Below are 24,282 nucleotides of genomic sequence, written 5' to 3' on the forward strand. Positions count from 1 at the left end.
TGGTTGGTCGAGCGTGCCTTAACGGAGAGCAAACGGATCGTGTCATCCGTCGGCGATAGCGTCGAGACGTGGTGGAATCACTGAGCGCGGCCGCGGCACGGCGTGTGGCCCTAGCGGCACAGGGCTTCGGGCGACCGCCAGGCGACGTGGGGACACGTCAGCTGAACTCGACGATCAAACGACTGGGGCTGCTGCAGCTCGATTCGATCAACGTCTTCGAACGCAGCCACTACCTCCCGCCGTTCGCTCGCCTGGGCGCGTACGACAAGGCCGCGCTCGATCGCCTCACCTTCGGTAAACGCAGCGACTACGTCGAGTACTGGGCCCACGAGGCGGCCATCATTCCCAAAGACGACCTGCCCCTGTGGCGGTGGAAGATGGATGCCCTCCGCGCTCGCGACTACGACCGCGACGAGTGGGTGCGCTCCAACGGCGCCATGCTCGACTGGCTACGCACCGAACTCGCCACCCGCGGGCCGATCGCGGCGAGCGCGATCGAGCACGACGCGAACACGCGAGTGGGCCCGTGGTGGGGCTGGTCGGACGTCAAACGCGGGCTCGAGTACCTGTTTCGCTGGGGCGAGGCGGTGAGCGCCGGTCGCACCCGATTCGAGCGCACGTACGCGCTCGCCTCGGCCGCGATCCCGCACCTACTCGACGCCCGGCCGTCGCGGCAAGACGCACACCGTGTGCTCGTCGAACGAAGCGCCCGTGCCCTCGGAGTTGCCACCACGAGCGACATCGCGGACTACTTTCGCCTGAAGGCTGCCGACGTGAAGCCGTCCATCACGGAACTCGTGGACGCCGGCACCCTCCTGCCCGTCACGGTTCGGGGCTGGACAGTACCCGCCTACCTTCACGCGAACGCCCGAATCCCGCGCGCCATACGAGCCGACGCGCTGCTCTCCCCCTTTGATCCCGTCGTGTGGGATCGTCGCCGCACCGAGCGGATGTTCGGCTTCCACTACCGCATCGAGGTCTACACCCCCGCCCCGCAGCGCACCTTCGGGTACTACACGTTGCCGTTACTTCAGGACGAAGCGCTCGTCGGGCGCATCGACCTCAAGAGCGACCGGCAGCGGCGAGTGCTCCGCGTGCAGTCCGCGTGGCGGGAGGACGGGGCATCCGTCGACCTCGATCGAGTGTCCGGGCTGCTGGATCGTATCGCCGCTTGGCAGGAGCTCGAGGCCGTGGAGTTCGCGGAGCGCGGCGATCTCATCGCGGCTCTCGCCGAGCACTACCCGTATCGCTCGCGCTAGAACCCGCGCCCGATCTCGCCGAGGCGCTTGATGCGCTCCGGGATCGGAGGGTGGGTGGCGAACAGACGATCCATGAGACCCGGCTTCGTCGGATCGGAGATCCACATGTGGGCCATCGTCGAGTTCTGCTTGATCATCGGCCTGCCGTAGTCGGAGAGCTTCTGCAGAGCACTCGCAAGGGCATCAGGATGCCGCGTGGTGAGCGCACCCGTCGCATCCGCCAGATACTCACGCTGGCGGGACACCGCTGCCTGCACAACCGCGGCCACGAGGGGTGCAACGAGGAACGCCACAAGCCCGAACACGAGCACAATCGGGTTGTTGTTGTTCGAGTTGCGACCACCGAAGAAAGCGACACGCAAAAGAACGTCGGCGATCATGCCGACGGCGACCACCAGACCAAAAACGATCATCGAGACACGAATGTCGTAGTTGCGCACGTGACCGATCTCGTGGGCCATGACACCCTCGAGTTCGGAGTCCGTCATGATGTCGAGCAGACCGGTGGTGGCGGCGACCGAGGCGTGCTCCGGGTCGCGTCCCGTCGCAAAAGCGTTCGGGGCCGGGTCATTGATGATGTAGACCTTCGGCATCGGCGTGCCCGTCGTGATCGAGAGGTTCTCGACGATGCGATACAGCCGCGGGTTGTCCGCCTTCTGAATCTGGTGCGCGCCACTCAGGGCCAACGCCTGGCTGCTCGCCGCGAAGTACTGGATGAGTGCGTAGCCGATCGCAATCACGAGCGTGATGATGACGATCGTCACGTCCCGGTAGATCCACGCCGCGAGGGCAGCAAGGCCCCCGATGATGAGGATGAACAGCAGGATGATGAAGACGGTGTTGCGTTTGTTTTTCGCTATGGCGCGATACATGGGATTCTCCGTGCCGGGTTTCGATACGCGGCTTCGCCGCTACTCAACCTTGAACTTTCGGTCGAACCTTCCTTCGGAAGCCTCGACCTTCAGTTCAAAACTGAACGCGCGGGGGCTCGGCGATGGCGGCCGAGTCGGTGACCTCGAAGAACTCGCGCTCCGTGAAACCGAGACCGCGCACAAAGAGAGTGTTGGGGAACTGCTTGATCTTCGTGTTGAGCTCGCGAACACCACCGTTGTAGAAGCGGCGGCTTGCCTGAATCTTGTCCTCGGTGTCGACGATCTCCGCCTGGAGCTGCAGGAAGTTCTGGCTCGCCTGGAGCTGCGGGTAGGCCTCCGCGACCGCAAAGATCGACTTGAGCGCCTGCTGCATGTGGTTTTCAGCGACTGCCGCGTCGGCCGGGCCCTGGGCCGAGAGCGTCTCGGCACGCGCCTTGGTGACGTTCTCGAAAACGCCCTTCTCGTGCGCGGCGTAACCCTTGACCGACTCGATGAGGTTGGGCAGGAGGTCAGCACGGCGCTTGAGCTGAACCGTGATGTCGCTCCACGCCTCGTCAACGCGAACGTTGAGCGTGACGAGAGAGTTGTATGTCGTCCACAGGTAAATGCCGATGATGACAACGAGCAGAACGATGACGCCGACGACGATGAGGATTTCCATGGCTCACATGGTACGGCAGAAGACCGGGTGATTACTCGGAAAGAAGGGGATGATCAGCGCATTCGTGACGATTGCACGCGTTGTAGCCACTCAAAGGAGGCTTTGGGGGTTCGCACGAGTGAGTCGAAGTCGACGTGAACGAGGCCGAATCGCTGGGTGAACCCCGCCGCCCACTCCCAGTTGTCCATGAGGGTCCACACGAAGTAACCCCGAAGGTCGACCTCCGGCACGGACAGCGCGGCGTTGAGGTGGCCAGCGAGGTAGCTGATGCGCTCGGTGTCATCGACGCGACCGTCGGGCCCCGGAGCATCCGGAAAGCTCGCTCCCCCCTCGGTGATGTAGACGGGCGGAAGGGCCGACCCGTAACGCCTCGTGTGGTCTCGGAGAGTGTCGGCGAGGAAGTGCGGCGCGATAGGCCAACCGAATCCGGTCGTTGGATACTCGGGCCACGGCGCGAGATGGAAGGGCAGGTCGCGCATGGCCTCCGCCTCGCCATCCGGGGTGCTCGAGTCCTCCGGAGGTCCGACAGCGATACGCGTCGGCATGTAGTAGTTGACCCCGTAGAAGTCGAGGGGCTGGTGGATGATGGCGAGGTCTGCCGGGTCTGTCTCCCGCAACGCGCGGAACTCCTTGCGCGCGAGGAGCGGGAATCGCGGATACCGGCCCAGCAGGATCGGGTCGGCATAGATGCGGTTGTGCACGAGATCGAACACACGCGTGTACTGGTCGCCCAGGAATCCGCGCCGAGCGCTCGACACCGGAGAGTGCACGTTCGTGACACCGATCTCACCCCGCACCCCCGCCGCCCTGAGTGCCGTGACCGAGAGACCGTGCCCGAGCAACTGGTGGTGGACACTCGTGAGTGAATCGAAGAGAAGCGATTCGCCCGGAGCGTGGATCCCGAGGGCGTACCCGTTGAGACTGACCGTGGTCGGCTCGTTGAGTGTGATCCACTTGTCGACGCGATCCCCGAATGCCTCCGCGGCTACCGTCGCAAAGTCGGCGAGACGATAAGCGGTGTCACGATTCATCCACCCGCCGGCGCGCTGGAGCGGCTCCGGGACATCCCAGTGGAAGAGGGTGACAACCGGGCTGATTCCGGCCTCGAGGAGGGCGTCGAGCAGGCGATCGTAGAAGGCGATGCCCTCGGCTCGTGCCGGCCCTCGACCGTCGGGGAGGATGCGGGGCCACCCGAGCGAGAAGCGGTAGGCATCAACACCGAGATCGCGCAGGAGTGCGACATCCTCACGGAAACGGTGGACGTGGTCTGTCGTGATCTCCGTGGTCGAACCGTCGGCGATGCGACCCGGTTGGCGGGCGAACACGTCCCACGTCGATTCCCCGCGTCCGCCCTCGTGAATGGCACCCTCGATTTGGGTCGCCGCGGTTGCCACACCGATCAAGAACCCGGGTGGCAGTCGCGCCGCAATCGCCTCCGGATCGATCATGCGCCGAGCACTCTGGCCAGATAGGGGTTCTGGAAGAGCCGATCCGGGTCGAGCCGATCGCGCGCGGCGAGGAAGTCGTCGAACCGTGGATACGACGGGCGCAGGTCGTCAGCGGTGCGCGAGTTCATTTTTCCCCAGTGCGGTCTGCCGTCGTGTGCGCGCATGATGGCCTCCACCTCGCGGAAGTACTCCCGCTCGTCGTCCTTCCAGTACCGGTGCACGGCGATGTACCCGGTGGGTCGACCCGCGGCGGTCGAAAGCCACAGATCATCGGCGGCAGATGCGCGAACCTCGATCGGGAACGAGATTTTCCAGTTTTTGCGCTCGATGAGGTCGTGCACCTCACGCAGCGCGGCAGGAACCTCGGCGACGGGAATGGCGTACTCCATCTCGCGGAACCGAGTTGTACGCACCGTGGAGAACACGTTCCACGAGTAGTCGGAGAAGGCACGGTCGGCCTCGAGCCTCACCGACAGTCTGTTCATGGGCGGAATCATCGCCGGCATCGCGCGCAGCATCTCGAGGGACAGCCTGAACACGGTGTTGGACATAAACCGATTGTCGAACCACTCGCGCATCGGCCCGAGTGGTTCACGCTGTGCGTCTGCGGGAAGTCGGGTGTTGGTTTTGGTGCTGACCAGGTCGGCATGCGGCCAGGAATAGAACTCGAAGTGGTCGTGCTCGGCGATCCGTTGCTCCCACTCGGCGAGAACAGTCTCTGCGGGCTCTGGTCGCTCGACCGCGCTCAACACGAACTCGGGAACACATTCCAATTGAACCGCGACAAGCACACCCAGCGCACCAAGGCCGAGGGCGATTGCCGGGAGCAGATCGGCGTGATGGTCACGATCGATGTGGAGCAACTCACCCGACGCCGTGACGATCGTCGCGCCGCGAACCTGTGTCGCGAGCCCCCCGAAGCGAGCACCGGTGCCGTGGGTGCCGGTCGACAGCGCCCCCGCAATCGTCTGAACGTTGATGTCGCCCATGTTTTCGAGTGCGAGTCCGTGGGGCGCGAGAAGCTCGGGTAGCTCATGCAGGTGCGTGCCGGCACCGAGCGTGACGAGGCGACCGTCGACCCCGAGCAGACCGCGAAGTCCCGAGACATCGAGCAGCACACCCTCAGTCGCGGCGATGGGGGTGAAGCTGTGGCCTGCCCCGATCGCGCGCACCGTTGTGCCGCGCTCGCGGGCGAAGGTGAGGGTATCGACGACATCGCCGACAGTGTTCGCCCGCCCCACGAATTGTGGTGTCGCCTCGACCGAACGACCCCAGTTCTGCCAACGACTGCCCGCCTGGATGGTCACAGAAAAGCATTCCCTTCGCCTCGATACGTCGGAACAGTGTCAACGACAGTGGAACCGTCGACGAGCGCGAACTCGTTCAGATGCTCGCTCAGCTCCCCCGCTTTGGTGTGTCGCAGCCACACGCGGTCGCCGACGCCCAGCCCGCGAGCTGCGGGTCCCCGGAGCGGCGACTGCACTTCGCCGGCGCCCTCGCGCGGCACAAACGACACACCCTGTGGCCAGACCAGCTGCGGCATCCGGTCCGGCGCCGGTGGTCCCGACGCGATCCACCCGCCACCGAGCAGAGTCGCCAACTCGGGTCGGGGTTTACGCACAACGGAGAGCGCGAAGGCGGCGGCCGGGGCGGGCGAGAAGTGGCTGTACCCGTCGAACAGGTGCGGACCGAAGAGGCCACTTCCCGCGGCGATCTCGGTGACGGACGAATCGCTCGCCGTCCGCTCCAGCGATCCCGTGCCACCGCCATTCACAAACTCGAGGGGTGCGATCTCGCGCACGGCGCTGACAACCGCCGAGCGTCGCTCGGAGAGTTCCGCGAAAGAACTGCGCTGCATCCAGTCCACGAGGCGCGCCCGAACGGGGCGACCGGGCGGTCGATTGGTGACCCCCGCGATCTGCGCCTCGTACGCCATGATGCCCACAAGATCGAAACCGCGGCGATCCACGATGTGCCGTGCCAGCGCCACCGCCTGGTCGACCGAATGGACGGGGGAACGATAGACCCCGGTGAACCCGATGAGCTTGGACTGCCAGGAGGCGTCGAGTTCGAGACACACTCGCACGCTCTCGCGGGTGCCGGGCGGCAGGATCGCGTCGATCGCGTCCAACTGGTCGACGGAATCGACCATCAGCGTGACGCGACGGGAAAGGGCGGCCGAACGGGCGAGCGCGCGGATGCCCGCCGCATCGACACTCGGATACCCCACAACAACGTCGTCCACCGTCTCCGCGAGCCAGAGCGCCTCGGGGAGGGTGTAGGCGAGAACACCGGCGAAACCGGGAAGAGCCAGCACCGACTCGACGACCGAGCGCACTCGCAGTGACTTGCTCGCGACACGGATGGTCGTGCCAGCGGCGCGGTCGAGCATGGTGTGGGCGTTGTGGGCGAGTGCCGTGAGATTCAGCGCACCGATCGGGGTGTCGAGGGATGCCGTCGCCTCGGTCATCGCGCCCCAATACGCCGCGGGGGTCAGCCACGGCTGGTCTGTGGGTCTGACGAGTTTCATCGGACACTCCGGATAGGCAACACGGCCGCGGCGCCCAGAAGCGCAGCGACGGCGGACAGGATGAAGAGGCCCTGGAACCCCACGAGAAGGGCAACGACAAGAGCGCCGAGCAGCGGGGCGAGCGCCTGGGGCACCGCGGTGGCGATGTTCATGATGCCGAGATCTTTACCGCGGGTGTGCGGGTCGGGCAGCACCTGGGTGGCGAGTGCCTGATCGACGGACAGGAACGTTCCGTAGCCGAGCCCGAGGAGACCCGCCGCGATCATTGCCACCGTGACGTCGGGCACAAAGGCGAGCATGAGCGCCGCGATGCCCTGCAGGGTCGCCGCGACAAAAACGAACGGCTTGCGTCGTCCAACACGATCGGAGAGCTTGCCGAATACGAGCGAGGCGACGATGACGAACACCATGTACACGAGAGTGAGCACGATGAGGGTTCCCTCGGCGTCGTCGACGCGCAGACCGTAGAGAAGGAACTGAAGGAGCAGGGCGGTGCCGAACGCGTTGCCGAAGTTGACGAGGATGCGACTGAGGAGCGTCCAACCGAAGTCCGGGTAATCCCGTGGGCTGATCCAGAACCCCGCCATGAGACTGCGCACCGTGAGCTTTTCCGCGGCGCTGAGGCGGGCATCCGGGACCCGGAGGAGGAAGGGCAGAACGAGGAGCACGAGCAGGGCCGCCATCGCCGCGTAGCCCAAGAACTGGCCGACGAAGAGTTCGGTGACGAGCACGAGCCCCAGGATGGTGCCGACCGCCTGTGGCGCGGAGATCCAGCCCGAGACGAACCCGCGTTGGCCGACCGGAACCTGGTCGGAGATGACGGCGGTCAGGGCGGCCGTGAGCACGCAGAAACCGGTGAGGGCCAACGCCCAGAAAATACCGACCCCCACGATCGACTCTTGCAGCCCGAGCAGCAATAAGCTCACGGCAAAAATGAGTGCACCCGCCGCAATCCAGGGGCGGCGTCTGCCGAAGCGACTCGTTGTGCGATCGGACAGCGCACCGGTGAGGGGGTAGGCGACGAGTGCGCACAGGCCTGCGATGCCCGAGATGATGCCGAACGCCACAACGTTGTCGACCCAGTAATCGGAGTGCAATTGAGCTTCGACCTGCAACGGAAGCAACAGTTGGACGGGAGTGAGTTGGGCCATCCAGATGCCCAACCACGCAGTGGCGAACAACGCAATCCACCCGCCGGTCACCGCCCGGGTAGGTTCAGCGAATGGTGCGCGAGGGGTGCTGTCGGTCACATTCATGGATCACTCGGCCCTTTCGCGGACGGGAATCGGAGTGGCAAGAGCGGTAAAGGTCTCGGCAGCGAAATCAAGAACGCGGCGTGCTGCCGGTTCGTCTCGATCGGCGAGCCAGGCGAGGGTCACACCGTCGGTGACGGTGACGACGAGCCTGGCGATGTCCTCAACGGGCATCGTCCACGTGACTCGGGCGGCCGCCGCGCCGGCCACAAGCAACTCGGTGACGGCACGCCGGTAGCTGTCGTACTGCTCGCGTGCACGGTGCTCGAGCTCGGGAGTCCGCATGGCGTAGTGCAAGATCTCCTGCATCACTCGCTCGTGGCCAGGGTCGGCGATGACGTAGTCGAGGAAGGCGTGCAGGCCCGTTCTCAGCGACGACCGGATGTCGGCATCCGGCTGTAGTGCCGAGAACACGGCTGTCGACTCCCCCTCGACGACGAGCGCGACGAGTTCGGCCATCATCTCGTCGTGGGAGCGAAAGGCGTAGTGGAAGCTCGCGAGCGACATCCCCGCCTCGCCCACGATGGCCCGCGTCGTCGCTCCGGACACACCCTTCTCGGCGATGACCCGCAGTGCGGCACGCAGAAGGAGGTCGCGACGTTCGTCGGCCGGAATGCGCACCACTGTCCCTCCCCTGCTGAGTGGGTCAACTGTCCCAGACAATCGCCCCGGATGCAACGGCCGACCGAGAGCGCGAATGCGGGAGACTTTGTCTCATCAACGAGAGTGTGACCGACAGAACGTAGGGCAGATGAAGATTCAGCGACGCGTCATAGGGCACGGCTCGCCAGCAGTCTCCGCGCAGCTCGCCGCGCTTGGCTTCCGCGTTTCTCCAACGAGCTTTTTCGGATTTTGGATCGATGAGGACGATCCGAGACTTTCGGCCGTCGCACAGATCACAACTATCAGCTCTCTTTCGCAGACCATCTTCACCAGGGCAGAGATCGACGAAGCTGAATGGGTTCAACCGTTGGCTTCGGGAAGATGGGCCTATCCCCAGCCCGAACGTGGCTTTGGCTACAAGCACTCGACCTACGATTCGTCGAATGCGTGCGCATCCTGCGGGGTCGGACGCGTGCAGGTTGCGCCGTTCCGCGTGAATCGAGACCCGAAGTCGCGCCGGCGAAACTTCTTCCAGCTCCACTGGATTACGGACGAGTTCTTCGTTACGCCCGAACTCGCGAGGGACGTCTTCTGGAAATTCGGAATCACCACCCGCGAGGTTCTTGGGACGAGCGCACGAGTTCGGGAGTCCGTGGTGCAGGTTGAAATAACCGAGGCTGTTGAAGTCGACACGAACTTCCTCGTGGGACACGCGTGCCGTGACTGCGGCACGACGAAGTACGAACCGGTCGCGCGCGGCCCTTCCCCCGCCCCTGTTGCGGACTGCTCAGCCCATCTAGTCCGCTCACGCCAATGGTTTGGAAGCGGGGGCAGCGCGGGGAACATGATCCTCATGTCCCAGGCGCTCAGGACGGCCCTGGTGAATGCGGCAGCATCGGGTCTCGTTTTAAGGCCGACATTCCCGAGAAAATGATTGCGGCGCGTGAATTTGCAGACGACACTCACCGTTAGCAGACACGCGAATCCCATTGGAGCGAGATAGCCGTTGCCCGCAGTTCGAAGCGCGAATGACGCGCACGACTAAACAGGTAACGCCCTCCCACACGCGAGCGCGCGTGGGAGGGCGTTACCTCAGGCGACTAGGCGGAGCGACGACGCACCGCGACCAGCGTCACAGCTGCTCCAAGAAGGAGGAGGAGCGCCGCAGCACCGCTCGCGGATCCGGCATCGATACCCGTCGCGGCGAGCGCACTCGAGGGGGCGACAACCGTCGTGTCATCCCAGCCGAGCAGTTCGCCATCGGTGGAGAGCACCGCGGCCTTCGCCGCACCGAGCGTGAAGTCAGCGGGGACGATCACGGAGAGCGTGCCATCCTCGGCGACTACGCCGGTGCCGAGCGAGACCGCAGTCTCGGTGGAGACGGGGAAGAGGTGCACCTCGAGCGTCTCGCCCGCGCGGTCAGCCCCGACCTGAATGGCGAGGGCCGTTCCCTGAACGACCGAGGTCGCCGCGTCGACGCCGCCGCGGTTGTCATCGGCGAGGTCGGCGAAGGTCACGGGATCGAAGCAGCGGAAGTCCTCGTAGCCTGCGGCCATCTGGATGCCGCCGAGCATGTGCTGGAGCAGGAGCGGCTCCGACCAGAACGCACCCGAGTGGCCCATCGCCGTGTAGACCGAACGACCGCCGTCGTAGGGGTGGCACCACGCGATCGGGTGGTCGCCCATACCCGTGGACCCGGTGTACCCGCTCGGGTCGTATGTGGACTCGTCGAGCGAAAGCAGGACGTGGGTGATGTCACGCGGGTTCGAGCGGAAGTTGTACCACTCGTCGGTGCGAACCCAGGGGTTCGGGAGGAAGTCGGTCGCCGCGGTGTGCTCGTCCTCGACGTGCACCGTGGCCTCCTGGAACTGCGGTGCGAAGGGGTGGTCGAGGAAGTAGGCGCCGACGAGACCGCCGTACCACGGCCAGTCGTACTCGGTGTCCGATGCCGAGTGCACACCGAAGTATCCGCCGCCACCCTGGATGTAGCGCTCGAATGCGTCCTGCTGTTCGTCATTCAGGATGTTGCCCGTGGTGCAGAGGAACACCACGGCGTCGTACTCGGCGAGCGAGGAATCGGAGAACACCGTCGCATCCTCGGTCGCCTCGACGCGGAAACCGTTCTCGGCACCAAGGTTTTCGATCGCATCGGTTCCGGATGCAATGCACTCCGTGTGCCGGAATGCCGCCGTAGCAGAGAACACGAGGACGGCCGGGTCCTCCGGAGCGGCGGCGCTCGCGGGGGCGGCGACCACTCCCCCGAGAACCACGAGAGCGGCGCTGGCGATGGCCGCAGGATAGAAGGTCTTCATTGATCATCTCCGTTGAAGTCGGTGAACCGGTGGTTCCACCATTTGTGGTTCTATACGACTAAATTAACGGCCGAAGGTCAAGTTAATGATGTTCACCGATATAACGACGGGGTTTCGGGTTAGTTGCGCAAGTAGCGAAATTCTCTCGCGTGCACACCGATGCGGGGAGCCTCGCTAGGCTGGGGCGCCGGATGCTCAGCATCCGCCGCGCCCCGGTAGCCCAACTGGCAGAGGCAGGCGACTTAAAATCGTCACAGTCAGGGTTCAAATCCCTGCCGGGGCACCACTAACGTCATGCGCTCTTTCTCGACACCCCGCCTCACGGGGCGTAGCGTCACCCCCATGGCAGAAACGACCTCACAGAAAGACCGGCTGACGGAGAAACTCGCCGCCGGGGTACCCGACCGCAGTGTGAAACTCGCCTACGGCGAGAAACAGACCGTCGACGGCGCCGAAATCATCCCCGTCGCCTTCGTCACCTATGGCTTCGGCGGCGGCGAAGACCTCGAACAACTGGGCAGCGGAGGCGGAGGTGGAGGTGTTGCCATCCCGCTGGGCGCCTACGTGCGAGGCCCCTCCGGGCTTCGCTTCCAGCCCAACCAGATCGCCGTGCTCGCAGCCGCGATCCCGTTGGTCTCGACGATCGCGTGGGGAATCTCGCTCATCGTCAAAGCCGCCCGGCGCTAAACGATCCTGCCGCTAGGCCTTCGGGCGCGACGCGAACTCCTCGAACGCTGCACGAGGCGTCACACGAGCCGACAGCTCAACCATGTCGCGGCGCAGCAAGAAGTTCAGGATCCAGTTGCCGAACACCCGAATCTTGCGCTCCCACATGGGGATCGCGAGACCGTGGTAACCGCGGTGCATAAACCAGGCGATGAGGCCCTTGATGGCGAGCTTCCGCCACTGGTACACACCGTTGTAGAGACCGAGGCCCGCAACCGCGCCGAGGCTCTTGTGGTAGTACTCCTTGGGGTCCTCGCCGCGTAGCGACGCCACGATGTTCTTGGCGAGGAGCTTCGCCTGGCGCACGGCATGCTGGGCGTTCGGAACGCAGAAGCCGCCAACGCCAGCGCCGGTCAGGTCGGGAACCGCCGCGACATCGCCGGCGGTCCACGCGTCAGCCACCGGACCGTTGTCGTCAACGATCTGCAGGGCGGCGGATGCCCGGAGACGGCCGCGCTCCTCGAGCGGTAGATCGGTGTTGCGGATCATCGGGTTCGCCATGACACCCGCCGTCCACACGATCGTGTCGGACTCGAACGACTCACCGGTCGACAACTCGACGACACCACCGACGGCCGAGCTGAGCTGAGTGTCGAGGTGGATCTGCGCACCGCGCTCCGCGAGGGACTTGATCACCCACTTGCTCGTCTCGAGCGACACCTCCGGCATGATGCGACCCATCGCCTCGATGAGGTGGAACTCCGTCTCCTCGAAAGAGATCGTCGGGAACTCACGCACGAGCGACGACGCGAGCGACCGCATCTCCGCAAACGCCTCGATACCGGCGAAACCGCCACCGACAACAACAAAGGTCAGGAGACGCTTCTTCTCGGCGCTGCCCTCCGGCAGGTTCGCCGCCTTCTGGAAGTTCGAGATGATGCGGTCGCGAACGGCGACAGCCTCTTCGATGTTCTTCAGGCCGATCGCCTCATCCGCGACACCCGGAATCGGGAACGTGCGCGAGACTGCGCCCGCCGTCATGACGACGATGTCGTAGGTCTCCTCCCACGGCTCACCCACCTCGGGAGTGATCGTGGCCGTCTTCTCCGCGTGGTTGACGTACGTGACACGCGCGTTGACGATACGAGTGCGCTTGAGGTGCCTGCGGTGCGAGACCACCGCGTGGCGCGGCTCAATCGAGCCGGCAGCAACCTCGGGCAGGAAGGGCTGGTAAGTCAAGTAAGGAAGCGGGTCCACCATGGTGACCTGGGCTTCGTTACGGCCGAGCCACTTCTCAAGCTTCTTAGCAGTGTAGAAACCGGCGTAACCGCCGCCGACGATCAGGATTTTGGGCACGTGTAGGGCTCTCCTTGGTGGAAGTTCGCCCTAACCCTACTCCGTCTTACGCAGGGACCTGAAATGCCGGACGGCCACCCCGACGGCGACCCCGGCCAAGGCGAGGAAAGCACCGAATACCAGAAGGGGGATGCCAACGATCCGCAACTGATTCATCGTGGGAAGCAGAACGCCGAGAGGGCTGCCGGGGGCCAACGGAAGCGGCTCGGGGATCGTGTACGGCGGGGCGCTCGTCGGCGCGGGCGTCTCCGGCGCATCCGCTCGGCGGTACAGGGTGATCCACTCGCTCAGTTCGCCCATGGGGTTGGACTCGACGAGCGGAACGGATGCAGAAACCGCAGCCGCAGCATCCACCAACCCGAATCCGTAGATGGGGTCGGTGCCCGGCTCCCCCGCGTCCCGTGCCGTCGCCACAACACGGTTGATGACGTTCGCCGCATCCAGCTCGGGGTGTGCGGCCATGACCAGGGCGACGATGCCGGACACGATGGGAGCGGCGCCACTCGTGCCGTTCCAGCGGACGTGCCCACCACCCGGCGTGACCCCGACGAGGTTCTCGCTCGGAGCCGCAACAGCGATCGTGATGCCCTGTGATGACGCATCGAAACTCGCCTGCCCCGCCGCATCCACACCGGCGACGGTGAGCACACCCGGCATCGTCGCAGGGGCGCCGACCTGAGTCGTGCCGCTGCCGCGATTGCCTGCCGCCGCCACAACAACGACATCATTTTCGAAGGCGTAGAGGAACGCGTCGTCCCAGCTCTCCGGCCAGTCTGGGGTGTTGCGTGTGAGCGACATGTTGATGATGTCGGCGCCGTTGTCCACCGACCAGCGCACCGCCTCCGCGATCTGATCGTCCGAGCTTGTCGCCCCCTCGCCGAAACCGATCGACGCGGAGAGCAGCGTTGCAGCGGGAGCCGATCCGATGACGCCGCTGTCAGCACCCGTGCCGCGCCCCGCAGCGAGGGAACCCACCATCGTTCCGTGGTCAGAGCCGGTCGAACCGACAGGCTTCTGGCCGTCGGATGCCCCCAAGCCAGAAAAATCGGCACCGCCGACAACCACACCGCTCAGTTCGGCAACCGTACCGTCGACACCCGTGTCGATGACCGCGATCGTGATCCCCTGCCCCTGGGTAGTCGACCACGCCTGGCGGATGCCGTACGCGTCCAGCCAGTACTCGCTGTCGCGGACAGGGTCAGCGTGCGCGGGAAGCGGGATGAGCAGGGATGCCGTTATGGAGGCTAGGAGGGCGATGGCTAGAGGGGTGCGGCGCTGGGGTCGCGAGGTAGTAGGTAGAACCTCGGCCCGGGACGGGCCTCGGCGCTTGCGTCGCGAGGTACTACTACGTGAAACCTCGGCCCGGGACGGGCCGAGGCGCTGGCGTCGCGGCGAAGGCCCGAAAGGGCCTTCGCTTATAGCTCCAGCGCGCACTCACACACCTCCGGGGTCCACCTGGCCTCGGCGAGCGCGATGTCACCGATGGGATTCACTCCGGGGCCCGCCGCCAGCGCGTGCCCCACGAGAGCGTGCAGGCACTTTACCCGATCAGGCATACCGCCAGCTGAGATTCCGTCGATTTCTGAAACATCGCCGAACATGGCCCGATCGGCGAGGTACTGCTCGTGGGCGGCGCGATAGGTGTCGTGCACGTCACCCTCGAGAAGAGCGGCGAGCTCGGGCATCCGACCCTCCGCCTCGAGCGTGGACACGGCCGCAGTCGCCGCAGGATGCGTCAGGTAGTAGAACGTCGGAAACGGTGTGCCGTCGCTCAGACGCGGCCGCGTGGACACGACGGTCGGGCGACCGCACACACACCGAGCCGCGATGCCCACGACGTCGCGCGCTGGGCGGCCCAACTGCTGGGACACGGCTGCAATATCCGCCTCGGTGGGCGGATCGAAGGGAGGCCTCACTCGGATTCCTGGGTCTCGGGCGGGGCCGTCGTCAGGCCCGCGGTGTAAATCGACGACAACAGACCGCTCATCCAGTCAACCTGCGTCGTCTGCAGTTCGTCACTGATGGGGAGACCATCGACGGTGCCGCTGTCGGCCGTCGCCTCCCCGATCACGAGGTAGCTCACATCCCCCGGAAAGACGTAGTAGAGCCGCTCCCGCGCCTGCGCCTCGATGTAGGCGGGGTCGTCCCAGCGGGCGACCTCGTCGGTGAGTTCCGACACAGCGGACTCGGCATCCTTCACCGACTGCTCGAGCTGCGCGATCTGCGCTCGCTGCTCGAGCAGGATACGCAGGTTCGGAGCGAGCACGATCACCGCCACAACGATGAGGGCGAGCATAAAAAGTGTGAAGCCCGACAGTCGCAGATTGCGAAGCCACGCCTCGATCGCGGACTCCTCACGCGGAGAGGCGGCGGGATGCTGTGAGCTCCCGCCGCCTCTCGTGCGTGTTCGTGCCGCCATACCTCAAGGGTACGGCGCGCTACCCCGGCTTACGCCGAGAACCGCGGGAAGGCGGAGCGGCCCGCGTACACCGCGGCGTCGCCCAGCTCCTCCTCGATACGCAGGAGCTGGTTGTACTTGGCAACACGGTCGGAGCGCGCCGGAGCACCCGTCTTGATCTGACCCGAGTTGGTCGCCACCGCGAGGTCGGCGATCGTCGTGTCTTCGGTCTCACCAGAACGGTGGGAGATGACCGCGGTGTAGCCGTGGCGCTGCGCGAGGCTCACGGCATCCAGCGTCTCGGTGAGTGTGCCGATCTGGTTGACCTTGACGAGGATCGAGTTCGCCGCACCCAGGTCGAGGCCCTTCTGGAGGCGAGCCGGGTTGGTCACAAAGAGGTCGTCACCGACGAGCTGCACCTTGCCACCGAGCTTCTCGGTGAGGGCGACATAGCCGTCCCAGTCGTCCTCGTCGAGGGCATCCTCGATGGTGGCGATCGGGTAGTCGTTCACCAGGTTGACCCAGAAGTCGGTGAGCTCATCGGCGCTCAGCTTCTGCTGCTCGAACGAGTACACACCATCCGAGTAGAGCTCGGTCGCGGCAACGTCGAGGCCGAGAGCGAAGTCCTTGCCGGGAGTGAAGCCGGCCGTGGAAATCGCCTCGACAATGAAGTCGAGGGCCGCACGAGCGCCGGGAAGGTCGGGGGCGAACCCACCCTCGTCACCGAGACCGGTGGACTGGCCGTTCTTCTTGAGCGTCGACTTGAGCGCGTGGTAGACCTCGGCGCCCCAGCGGAGTGCGTCGGCGAACGTCTCGGCGCCGACCGGCAGCACCATGAACTCCTGAATGTCGAGCGCGGTGTCGGCGTGAGCTCCACCGTTGATGATGTTCATCATCGGAACGGGCAACACGTGTGCGTTCGGGCCACCGAGGTAACGGAAGAGCGGAAGGTCAGCAGAGTCGGCAGCAGCCTTGGCCACCGCGAGCGAGACGCCGAGGATGGCGTTGGCGCCGAGCTTGGCCTTGTTGTCGGTGCCGTCGAGGGCGATGAGCTCCGAGTCGACGAGACGCTGGTCGGCAGCATCGAAGCCCTCGATGGCGGGGCCGAGCACATCGACGACCGACTCGACGGCCTTCTGAACGCCCTTGCCCAGGTAGCGACCCTTGTCGCCGTCGCGGAGCTCGTACGCCTCGAATGCGCCCGTCGATGCGCCTGAAGGAACCGCCGCGCGCGAAACCACGCCGTCCTCGAGAAGAACCTCGACCTCTACGGTCGGGTTGCCGCGCGAATCCAGAATCTCGCGAGCGCCTACTGCCTCGATCAGTGCCACGGAAATACTCCTTAGGAAATTTGTGGGGGGAATCGCCTAAGAGCCTAGTGGTGGGTTCGAGCGGGCGCTCACTCGAGGGGTCGGAACTCCAGTGAATCGGGGGTGGAATCCGCGCGCACCGTCGCGATCCTCGAGAAACCGGATGCCGCGAGCCCGGCCAGCAGCGGTGCAACATTGCGCGGCTTCCGCTCCAGCCGAACGCGCAGGCCTTGCGCAACGAGCGCCGACTGGAGTGCCGCGAGGTGCGCGGGCGAGGCATCTGCCTCGTACAGGAGCGCGACGGCATCCGCCCGCGATCCGGCGGGCAGGTCGACGAGATCCACGAAACGCTCGAAACCGAGTGAGAAACCCGCCGCCGGGACATCCGTTCCGAGGAATCGACCGATCATGCCGTCGTAGCGTCCGCCGCCCCCCAGCGAGTAGCCAAGGTCGGGGTGGGCGATCTCGAAGATCGTGCCGGTGTAGTAACCCATGCCGCGCACGAGCCACGGATCGAACTCGATGACCCCCTCGCCGATCACACCCGCCACGGCGTCGCCGATGGCGACGAGGCTCTCGACGGCGGCGGTGTCCACACCGTCGGGTGTAACCGCGCGGATGCCCGCCTCCCCGAACGGCAGGCGCTCCGCGGGCCTGCGCAGCAGATTCTCGAGCTGGCTGACGGCGGCCTCGGTGATGCCCTTGGACCGCAGCTCGGCGATCACACCATCCACCCCGACCTTGTCGAGCTTGTCAACCGTGATGAGAACAGAGTCGTTGTCGGCGGGGTCGAACCCGAGAGAAGCGAGCGCGCTCAGAAGGATCCGACGATCGTTGACCCGCACGGTGAAACCGGTGAGTCCCAAAGCCTGGAGAGTCGCCACCGTCGCCGTGATGAGTTCGATCTCCGCCATCGGCCCTGCTTCGCCGATGATGTCGATATCGCACTGCACAAACTGGCGGTACCGCCCCTTTTGCGGTCGCTCGGCACGCCACACGGGTGCGATCTGAATGGCTCGGAAGACGGTGGGAAGTTCGGGCCGGTGACTCGCGTAGAACCGCGCGAGCGGCACGGTCAGATCGAAACGCAACCCGAGATCGGCGAGCACGAGGGGGTCGGATGCCTCACGCAGGTCGTCTACCGTGATGCCTCGCTTCATGACGGCAAAGGCGAGCTTCTCGTTGTCGCCCCCGAGACCGGAGTGGAGCCGCGCGCTGTCTTCGACAACGGGCGTCTCGATCTCGTCGAACCCGTGAGCACGGTAGCTGTCGCGAATGACGGAGAGGATGCCCTCCCTCCTGGCCTTCTCGGCCGGGAGGAAGTCGCGCATCCCGCGCGGGGGGTTCACCTGTGTGGCCATCCGTCGATTCTCTCAGAGGACACGAAGGCGCCGGGTCAGGGGGTCGGGCGCGACGAAAGAAGTGCCTCCAACCGCGCTCGTTGCTGCCGTATCGACAGTTCGAAGGCGCGTGTCGCCTGGTCGACGTCGCCGTTCAACACGAGGTCGTACTGCATGCCGTGGAACACGTTGACGACCGCCCGCGCTTCCACCAGCGCCTCCTCCTCCGACAAACCGAAGTGGCGGAGAGCCGTAACTCCCATGTCCAACCAGCGGCTGTAGAGATCGCGCCCGAGCCGGAGTTCGTCGGGGTTGAGCGCCTCGAGGAGGCCAGCCTCGAAGTCGAGGCGCTGAAGCTGGCGATTGCGGGGGTCGATCGACCATTGCCAGGAGAGCGTCAAACCTTCGAAGTAGGTATCGAGCGTCGCATCCGCACCCTCGAGGCGCGGCTCGATGAGTTCGGCTCGAGCACTGATGGCGCCCACGATGGCGCGGATCAGTTCGGCCTTCGTGCCGAAGTGGTAAACGAGCGTGTAGGTGCTCACGCCGATGCCCTTCGCGAGCGTACGGAAGGTGAGTTCCGACAGGGTCTTGTCGAGGAGGTACTCGAGGATCTGGTCGACGAGTGTCACTCGACGTGACGGGTCAGCGGTGCGCGCCATTCCATTAACATAACGGTCGTTTGCCAATCGCCGACGCGCGACCTAAACTGAGAAGGCCGCTTGTCGAGAATTCCGAGCGCGCCTGGAGAGGCCAGAGCTGGCCCGTCTTCCCGCAGTCGCGGTCGGTGGTTCGGGTAAACCCGCCGGCCGGGGGGCCCGCGCATCGCAGTGCGATCTCGCGTGTCCTGGTGCCCTTCCCTTCGGGTGGGGAGGGCACCGAATCACCCCTCTCGGGCCTCGGTCTCGTGAGCCCGGATCTCGGCCTGCAGTTCACGAAGCGACGTGCGAAGAGCCCGCTCGGAATCGAGCCCATTCGCTTTCGCGGATGCGACGATTGCCAGCAGCAGCGGACCGAGCTCGTCCTCACTCGTCACGCCAACGGCCCCCGGCGCCGTCGCGTCGAGCAGTCCGACCTTGTGCGCGCGACCCAGGAGTTTGTCGGCGAGGGCGAGGGCGGGCATCCCCTGGGGTATTCCGTCGACGACACTCGTGCGCCCGGGCTTCTCCACACTCTTGAGCGCATCCCACGACGCCATGACGGCGTCCGGCGTCTCCGCGATGGCGTCGCCGAAGACGTGCGGATGCCGGCCGACCATCTTCTGGGCCATGTGCTCCGCGACATCCTCAAGAGTGAAACGGCCCTCCTCCTCGGCAATGTCCGCGTGGAAGAGCACCTGGTAAAGCACATCACCGAGCTCCTCGACCATGTCGTCGCGATCCCCCGCTTCGATTGCCTCCACGAGTTCGTACGTCTCCTCGATGAGGTACTGCACGAGCGACTCGTGAGTCTGATCGCGATCCCACGCGCAGCCGCCGGGCGCGCGAAGACGGTGCATCACGGCGATGAGGTTCTCGAGCTGGGGGTGAGTCTGCTCCATGCGCCCAGTCTTACAGCCCGAGAGAGCACCATCGGCCACACTGGTGACCATGCGCCGCGCGATTCTTGTGATCCTCCTGGTGTTCGCCGTCTTCATCGGGTGGGCGCTGAGCACGGGCTGGAGCCCCGTGGACCAGCTGTCCGCAATGCTCGAACCTCAGCGGGCCGAGGCGCCAACCTCGGCTCCTGCTGACCCCGTCGAATCCGACACAGCCACCCAGGGCATCCCCGCCGACGCAACACAGGCAACCGTCGAGTACGTGCACGACGGCGACACACTCTTCCTCACCGACGGACGCAAGGTGCGGCTCCTCGGCATCAACACCCCCGAGATCGGCGACAACGCAGAGTGCTGGGGTGACCACGCGACGAGTGAAGCGCGCGAGCTGCTACCGGAGGGTTCGGCGGTGTGGGTGCAGCAGGACATCGAGCCTCTCGACCAATACGGACGGTCGTTGCTGTTCGTCTTCACCGAGGACGGCACGAACGTCAACGTCGAGCTCGTTCGTCGGGGTGCAGCCCAGATCGAGCAGTACGAGCCGAACTGGCTCCACAGCGACGAGCTCCACGCGGCGGAAGAAGCTGCCAGCGCGGAGCTCGTCGGACTGTGGGGTTCCTGCTAGCGGATCACGCGCAGGGCGTGAGGTCCTCCACTGCCGGGGTCAGGGTCGCGGGACCGCCCAGAAGCACGATGTTTGTCGGCGCGAGCGACGAGATCGAGTTCAGAACGGCCTGCGGCACGCAGTTCGGACGCACCACGTAGAGCGGCGCCGGTTGCTTCGCCGCCCACGCCGACCCGGCGAGTGCATCCGGGAAGTTGGATCCGGTTGCAAGGAAGACCGTGTTCGCTCCGCCCGCGAACGCGTCCTCATTGATAGCGATGGCCGCGGTGAACCGGTCAGCTCCCGAGAGTCGCACCGTCGGAGCGATATCCCCCAGATCCTCGAAGACACCGGCCGACACCGAGTTCGGACCGCCGAGTACCTTGATCTCCTCGACCCCGAGCTCGTCGAGGAGCGTGGCGGTCGCAGCATCCAGAGTCGTCGCCGACCCGTTGACGAGGATGACCGGCGCACCGGTAATGCCAGCGGCACCACCCCCCGCGAGCGCGTCGGGGAAGTTGGCTCCCGTGGCCACGTAGGCCGTCTCGACACCCGTGGCGGAGAAGGAGCGCTCCGCGATCTCTCGCGAGACCTCGTAGCGGGTAGCTCCGGCGACCCGCTCGATCGAATCCGCGAGCCCGGCCAACTGCGTGTACACCGCGGGGGACACGGATGCCTCGCCTCCGATGACCACGATCTTGCTGGGGTCGAGTCGCTGGATCTCACTCACGACAGACGGGGCGACCGCGGTGGCGGACACGAGGAGGAGTGGCGCCCCGTCACGTGCCGCAGCGGGCCCCGCGGAGAGGGCATCGGGGAACACGTTGCCGCTTGAGATGTACACAACATCCGCGCCATCGGGGTAGGACTCCTGTGAGATGTTCGCCGAAACGGCCCAACGGTCGGGGCCCTCGATGCGCTCGGGTTCCGGCAACACCTGGGTCGGGGTTGTCGTCATTCGAGCCGTGATGTTGTCGAACGTTCCACCGTTGCTCGCATCGATGACGGTCGCCGTCTCGAGAGTCGGTTTGTTGTCCCAGTACTGCGTGACATACGGGGTTCCTGTCGTCGCGGTGTCCTGGAAGCGAACCTTGTACTTTCCGGGCGGGAGACCGCCGACGCGGTAGAAGTTGATGTCACCGGCCCCACCCGACGGCGGCGGTGTGACCCAGTTGCCCGGGGTGCGCTCGTAGAGGATGTGTACCTGCACGCTCGGCACTGGCGCGAACGACGTGTCGGTGAAGTACCCCGAGATCGTCGTTCCGGGCAGGACATTCGTGGTGCCCGCGTTGGCGGTCGCACCCGCTGACACGGCGACGGTGGTCGCTTCCTCGGGGTAGTACACCTGGCCGAGGTAGGTCCACGCCCAGTTCGCCGAGTTGTCGCCGAAGGTCTGGATCGTGTAGTTGCCGGGTGCCAGTCCACTCAGAGAGTAGGTTCCGGATGCCGAGGTCTGCACACTCTCGACAGCCTCGTGCTCTCCGCCCGAGACCTTGATGATGCTCACGTAGGCGCCATTGCTGGGTGTCGCCGTACCACCCGTCGGTGTCTGCGTCACGGTGCCGGAAATCGAGCCCCCCGCCACGAGCTGAGCGTTCACCGCCGTGGCGTTGGCACCGGGCCCCACGTTCAACAGCGTTGCGGCCGAGCGGTCGACCGCTCCCCCGTTGTAGCGCTGCGCGTACGTTCCGCCGAAGTCCGAGAACCGCACGACGTATGCGCCGTTCTCCAGACCTTCGACCGTGTAGAGACCGGACGCGTTCGTAGTCGCGGTCTTGACTTGGCGCCAGTATCCGAAATCGTCCTCTTCGAAGACGGTGACGTCGATGTCCGCCAGCGGAGCACTTGAGGAGTTCGTCACGGTGCCGGAGATGATCCCGCCGGTCTCGAGCTCGAAGTTCGCGGTGTACGTCGCTCCAGAACCCACGGTGAAACGGGTTGCGCTCGCCGCGTCGGGCTTGTTGTCGTAGTACTCGCGGACGAGGGTCGACGTTGAGCCGTAGTTCGGGCCGGCCCAGAGGTAGTACTCCCCCGGCGCGAGCCCCGAGAACGAGTAGCTCCCGTCCGCCTGCACCAGGGCAGTTTGGGACGAGTTGGGGGTTGCCGTGTTCGTCGCACTCACGATGAGGTCGTCGCCTGGCAGGCCGTTGTCACCGAGCACCGTTCCGGAGATCGTCGCACCGAGGTCGAGTGTCGGGTTCACCGTGGTTGTCACACCGTCAGTGACGGTGATGTCCGTCGCTGTCTCGACGGTGCGTGCGCCGTCCCAGTACTCGTACGCGTACTGCGAGTTGTTCGCCTGAGGGAAGATCGAGGCCCGGTAGAGACCTGCGTCGAGGTTGCCGATCGAGTATGTGCCGTTGGCGGCGGTCGGTGTCGCCCCGGGCAGCAGCGTCCAGCAGTCAAGCTGCGTCTGCGGGTCGTAGTCCTCGTCGCAGTAGAACAGCTGGATGTTGACACCCTGGAGTGGCACTCCGGCGGCTCCCGTGACGGTGCCCGCGATCACCCCCGTTCCGGCAGCGCTCGCGGCGAGCGGCGATGCTCCCACGAGTCCGACACCGAGAATGAGCGCCGTAATCACACCGAGAATTCGGCGGATCGGGGTCAAGGATGGACGGGATTGGTCAAGCTGAGTCATGAACTACCCCCAGGTGAGAAACAAGGCTTCCTCATTCATCGTATGGCCCCCGTACGAGGGGCACAACGTGATACGAGTTCAGTCCTGAGTCACCGGAAGAGCTGGGGCTTTCGGCATCGCGAACGAGATGATCCAAATCGCGATCGTCACGCCAAGAACCACGAGGAAGACCGCTGCCGATCCCGCCGTGATGTCGTCCGGGTTCGGCGCGCTCGACTCGCCGAAGTACGAATTGGCGATAGCGCCAAAGGCGGCCACTCCCACCGCGGAGCCCACCGAGCGCGAGAACATCTGCATACCGGTCACCACACCGCGTTCGTTCCACTCGACACTCGACTGAGCGGAGATGAGAGAAGATGTCGCGACCAACCCCAGCCCGAGCCCGATGATGAATCCGGCGACAGCGACCGTGACGACCGAAGGGTTCCACGCGAACCCAGCCAGAACGGCGGCGCCCGCCACGGTGATCGCACCACCGATCCGTGCCGTGGCTCGGAAGCCGAGCGGAATATACAGTCGACCCGAGAACGACGCGGCGAGGGGCCAGCCGAGTGTCAGGGTCGCGAGTCCGATTGCCGCGATGAGCGGCGGAACACCCAGGGATCCCTCGAGATAGACGGGCACAAACGACGTCACACCGGTGATGAGCGCGCCGACACCGAGTCCGATGAGGGCTGTCGTCAACAGCAGGCGACGCGTGAATGCCCACAGCGGCACGATGGGTTCCGCGGCTCGCCTCTCGACGAGCACAAACGCGAGGAGCAGCACTCCCCCGACCACAAATCCGCCGATGGACTGCCACGAGTTCCACGCCCAGGCCTGGCCACCCTCGAGCACGGAGAGAATGAGGAGGGAGAGCGCCGCGGTCAGGAGAGCAGCGCCCGCGTAGTCGATGCGGTGGGAGCGGCGCTCCACGTTCTCGTGAAGGTGTCGCACGAGCATCCATCCCGCGAGGAGGCACAGGGGCACGTTCACGAAGAAAACCCAGCGCCACACGTCGAACTGGGCGAACAGACCGCCGAGGGCAGGACCCGCAACGGATGCCACGGCCCACACGCTCGCGATATAGCCCTGCACACGCGCCCGCTCCGCGACGGTGTAGATGTCACCGGCGATGGTCACGGCCATCGGCTGGACCGCGCCGGCGCCGAGCCCCTGCACAGCGCGGAACGCGATGAGCGCTGGCATGCTCCACGCGAAACCGCACAGGATGGAGCCGACGAGGAAGAGCGCGATTCCGATGAGGATGATCGGCTTGCGGCCGAAAATGTCGGAGAGCTTGGCGTAGATCGGCACGGTGACCGCCTGCGTCAGGAGGTAGATCGAGAACAACCACGGGAACTGGGAGAGGCCGCCGAGTTCGGAGACGATCGTGGGGACTGCCGTCGCCAGGATGGTCGCGTCGATGGCCACCAGTCCCGTGGTCACCATGAGCGAGAGAAGAACGGGACCGCGCTCCGAGCGAAGACCTACAGCTGACGTCATAAGAGAGCCA

Annotated in this window: 22 protein-coding genes and 1 tRNA gene; 5 read left to right on the forward strand and 18 right to left on the reverse strand. The window is 65.3% G+C overall.

What is annotated here, in order from left to right; all coding sequences use genetic code 11:
- Window positions 1-68: 68 nt before the first annotated feature.
- Entirely contained in the window at window positions 69-1,259 is a 1,191-nt protein-coding gene (locus LH407_RS03470; protein ID WP_322132686.1) for a winged helix-turn-helix domain-containing protein, read from the forward strand.
- Here LH407_RS03470 and LH407_RS03475 read toward each other — a convergent pair.
- The 7 genes from LH407_RS03475 to LH407_RS03505 all read right to left on the reverse strand — a co-directional run bounded on the left by LH407_RS03475 (window position 1,256) and on the right by LH407_RS03505 (window position 8,647).
- Entirely contained in the window at window positions 1,256-2,131 is an 876-nt protein-coding gene (locus tag LH407_RS03475; RefSeq protein WP_322132685.1) for a M48 family metallopeptidase, read from the reverse strand. The two genes, LH407_RS03470 and LH407_RS03475, sit on opposite strands and share 4 nt — an antisense overlap.
- A 94-nt stretch (window positions 2,132-2,225) precedes the next feature.
- The gene (locus LH407_RS03480) at window positions 2,226-2,792 is read right to left on the reverse strand and encodes a LemA family protein (RefSeq protein WP_322132684.1); all 567 of its coding nucleotides are present in this window, start codon (window positions 2,790-2,792) and stop codon (window positions 2,226-2,228) included.
- Between the two features lie 53 nt (window positions 2,793-2,845).
- Window positions 2,846-4,240: a glycoside hydrolase family 1 protein gene (locus LH407_RS03485; protein ID WP_322132683.1), complete on the reverse strand. Its 1,395-nt coding sequence runs from the start codon at window positions 4,238-4,240 to the stop codon at window positions 2,846-2,848.
- Complete coding sequence (locus tag LH407_RS03490; protein WP_322132682.1) at window positions 4,237-5,547, reverse strand: D-arabinono-1,4-lactone oxidase; 1,311 nt, start codon at window positions 5,545-5,547, stop codon at window positions 4,237-4,239. Before LH407_RS03490 ends, LH407_RS03485 begins: the two co-directional genes overlap by 4 nt.
- Window positions 5,544-6,770, reverse strand: a complete 1,227-nt coding sequence (locus LH407_RS03495) for an amino acid deaminase/aldolase (protein WP_322132681.1) — start codon at window positions 6,768-6,770, stop codon at window positions 5,544-5,546. Before LH407_RS03495 ends, LH407_RS03490 begins: the two co-directional genes overlap by 4 nt.
- Window positions 6,767-7,972, reverse strand: a complete 1,206-nt coding sequence (locus LH407_RS03500; protein WP_322132680.1) for an MFS transporter — start codon at window positions 7,970-7,972, stop codon at window positions 6,767-6,769. The genes LH407_RS03495 and LH407_RS03500 overlap by 4 nt, the downstream gene beginning before the upstream one ends.
- 57 nt (window positions 7,973-8,029) lie before the next feature.
- Window positions 8,030-8,647: a TetR/AcrR family transcriptional regulator gene (locus tag LH407_RS03505; RefSeq protein ID WP_322132679.1), complete on the reverse strand. Its 618-nt coding sequence runs from the start codon at window positions 8,645-8,647 to the stop codon at window positions 8,030-8,032.
- 127 nt (window positions 8,648-8,774) lie between these two features.
- Here LH407_RS03505 and LH407_RS03510 point away from each other — a divergent pair, with 127 nt between their 5' ends.
- Entirely contained in the window at window positions 8,775-9,560 is a 786-nt protein-coding gene (locus tag LH407_RS03510) for a hypothetical protein (RefSeq protein ID WP_322132678.1), read from the forward strand.
- Between the two features lie 166 nt (window positions 9,561-9,726).
- Here the strand turns inward: LH407_RS03510 and LH407_RS03515 are convergent, their stop codons facing one another.
- Window positions 9,727-10,938 carry a ThuA domain-containing protein gene (locus tag LH407_RS03515; RefSeq protein WP_322132677.1) on the reverse strand — a complete coding sequence of 404 codons (1,212 nt, stop codon included), beginning with the start codon at window positions 10,936-10,938 and terminating at the stop codon, window positions 9,727-9,729.
- Between the two features lie 209 nt (window positions 10,939-11,147).
- On the opposite strand from LH407_RS03515, the gene LH407_RS03520 reads away from it, so the two are divergent.
- A tRNA-Leu gene (locus LH407_RS03520) sits at window positions 11,148-11,224 on the forward strand.
- Between the two features lie 56 nt (window positions 11,225-11,280).
- A complete protein-coding gene (locus LH407_RS03525) occupies window positions 11,281-11,625 on the forward strand; it encodes a hypothetical protein (protein ID WP_322132676.1) in 345 nt (114 codons plus the stop codon).
- Window positions 11,626-11,637: 12 nt separating this feature from the next.
- Here LH407_RS03525 and LH407_RS03530 read toward each other — a convergent pair whose 3' ends face one another.
- From LH407_RS03530 to LH407_RS03565, 8 genes are all read right to left on the reverse strand, one after another.
- On the reverse strand, window positions 11,638-12,960 hold the full coding sequence (locus LH407_RS03530) for an NAD(P)/FAD-dependent oxidoreductase (RefSeq protein WP_322132675.1): 1,323 nt from the start codon (window positions 12,958-12,960) through the stop codon (window positions 11,638-11,640).
- 36 nt (window positions 12,961-12,996) lie between these two features.
- Entirely contained in the window at window positions 12,997-14,394 is a 1,398-nt protein-coding gene (locus LH407_RS03535) for a S8 family peptidase (RefSeq protein WP_407650630.1), read from the reverse strand.
- Window positions 14,376-14,831, reverse strand: a complete 456-nt coding sequence (locus LH407_RS03540; RefSeq protein ID WP_322132674.1) for a DUF501 domain-containing protein — start codon at window positions 14,829-14,831, stop codon at window positions 14,376-14,378. Before LH407_RS03540 ends, LH407_RS03535 begins: the two co-directional genes overlap by 19 nt.
- Before the next feature lie 41 nt (window positions 14,832-14,872).
- A complete protein-coding gene (locus tag LH407_RS03545) occupies window positions 14,873-15,379 on the reverse strand; it encodes an FtsB family cell division protein (RefSeq protein ID WP_322132673.1) in 507 nt (168 codons plus the stop codon).
- A 29-nt stretch (window positions 15,380-15,408) separates the two neighbouring features.
- Window positions 15,409-16,689 carry a phosphopyruvate hydratase gene (eno, locus tag LH407_RS03550; RefSeq protein ID WP_322132672.1) on the reverse strand — a complete coding sequence of 427 codons (1,281 nt, stop codon included), beginning with the start codon at window positions 16,687-16,689 and terminating at the stop codon, window positions 15,409-15,411.
- 68 nt (window positions 16,690-16,757) lie between these two features.
- The gene (gene hisS / locus LH407_RS03555; protein ID WP_322132671.1) at window positions 16,758-18,029 is read right to left on the reverse strand and encodes a histidine--tRNA ligase; all 1,272 of its coding nucleotides are present in this window, start codon (window positions 18,027-18,029) and stop codon (window positions 16,758-16,760) included.
- A gap of 35 nt (window positions 18,030-18,064) precedes the next feature.
- Window positions 18,065-18,670 carry a TetR/AcrR family transcriptional regulator gene (locus LH407_RS03560; protein ID WP_322132670.1) on the reverse strand — a complete coding sequence of 202 codons (606 nt, stop codon included), beginning with the start codon at window positions 18,668-18,670 and terminating at the stop codon, window positions 18,065-18,067.
- Window positions 18,671-18,891: 221 nt separating this feature from the next.
- Window positions 18,892-19,548 (reverse strand): MazG family protein, encoded by a 657-nt coding sequence (locus tag LH407_RS03565; protein WP_322132669.1) that lies wholly within the window; start codon window positions 19,546-19,548, stop codon window positions 18,892-18,894.
- Between the two features lie 49 nt (window positions 19,549-19,597).
- Here LH407_RS03565 and LH407_RS03570 point away from each other — a divergent pair, with 49 nt between their 5' ends.
- Complete coding sequence (locus tag LH407_RS03570) at window positions 19,598-20,170, forward strand: thermonuclease family protein (protein WP_322132668.1); 573 nt, start codon at window positions 19,598-19,600, stop codon at window positions 20,168-20,170.
- 4 nt (window positions 20,171-20,174) lie between these two features.
- On the opposite strand, the gene LH407_RS03575 is transcribed toward LH407_RS03570, so the two are convergent.
- Window positions 20,175-22,787, reverse strand: a complete 2,613-nt coding sequence (locus LH407_RS03575) for a cell wall-binding repeat-containing protein (protein ID WP_322132667.1) — start codon at window positions 22,785-22,787, stop codon at window positions 20,175-20,177.
- A gap of 78 nt (window positions 22,788-22,865) precedes the next feature.
- Window positions 22,866-24,272, reverse strand: coding sequence for an MFS transporter (locus tag LH407_RS03580; RefSeq protein ID WP_322132666.1), 1,407 nt, complete (start codon window positions 24,270-24,272; stop codon window positions 22,866-22,868).
- Between the last annotated feature and the right edge of the window lie 10 nt (window positions 24,273-24,282).

Source organism: Antiquaquibacter oligotrophicus (assembly GCF_020535405.1).
Taxonomy (GTDB): Bacteria; Actinomycetota; Actinomycetes; order Actinomycetales; family Microbacteriaceae; genus Rhodoglobus; species Rhodoglobus oligotrophicus.

What these genes read in the sequence shown, in the direction of transcription:
- LH407_RS03485 (WP_322132683.1), bottom strand. Translation starts at nt 4,240, where the DNA reads ATGATCGATCCGGAGGCGATTGCGGCGCGACTGCCACCCGGGTTCTTG.
- LH407_RS03560 (WP_322132670.1), bottom strand. Translation starts at nt 18,670, where the DNA reads ATGGCGCGCACCGCTGACCCGTCACGTCGAGTGACACTCGTCGACCAG.
- LH407_RS03515 (WP_322132677.1), bottom strand. Translation starts at nt 10,938, where the DNA reads ATGAAGACCTTCTATCCTGCGGCCATCGCCAGCGCCGCTCTCGTGGTT.
- LH407_RS03570 (WP_322132668.1), top strand. Translation starts at nt 19,598, where the DNA reads ATGCGCCGCGCGATTCTTGTGATCCTCCTGGTGTTCGCCGTCTTCATC.
- LH407_RS03475 (WP_322132685.1), bottom strand. Translation starts at nt 2,131, where the DNA reads ATGTATCGCGCCATAGCGAAAAACAAACGCAACACCGTCTTCATCATC.
- LH407_RS03565 (WP_322132669.1), bottom strand. Translation starts at nt 19,548, where the DNA reads ATGGAGCAGACTCACCCCCAGCTCGAGAACCTCATCGCCGTGATGCAC.
- LH407_RS03525 (WP_322132676.1), top strand. Translation starts at nt 11,281, where the DNA reads ATGGCAGAAACGACCTCACAGAAAGACCGGCTGACGGAGAAACTCGCC.
- LH407_RS03495 (WP_322132681.1), bottom strand. Translation starts at nt 6,770, where the DNA reads ATGAAACTCGTCAGACCCACAGACCAGCCGTGGCTGACCCCCGCGGCG.
- LH407_RS03510 (WP_322132678.1), top strand. Translation starts at nt 8,775, where the DNA reads ATGAAGATTCAGCGACGCGTCATAGGGCACGGCTCGCCAGCAGTCTCC.
- LH407_RS03580 (WP_322132666.1), bottom strand. Translation starts at nt 24,272, where the DNA reads ATGACGTCAGCTGTAGGTCTTCGCTCGGAGCGCGGTCCCGTTCTTCTC.
- LH407_RS03545 (WP_322132673.1), bottom strand. Translation starts at nt 15,379, where the DNA reads ATGGCGGCACGAACACGCACGAGAGGCGGCGGGAGCTCACAGCATCCC.
- hisS (WP_322132671.1), bottom strand. Translation starts at nt 18,029, where the DNA reads ATGGCCACACAGGTGAACCCCCCGCGCGGGATGCGCGACTTCCTCCCG.
- LH407_RS03575 (WP_322132667.1), bottom strand. Translation starts at nt 22,787, where the DNA reads ATGACTCAGCTTGACCAATCCCGTCCATCCTTGACCCCGATCCGCCGA.
- LH407_RS03480 (WP_322132684.1), bottom strand. Translation starts at nt 2,792, where the DNA reads ATGGAAATCCTCATCGTCGTCGGCGTCATCGTTCTGCTCGTTGTCATC.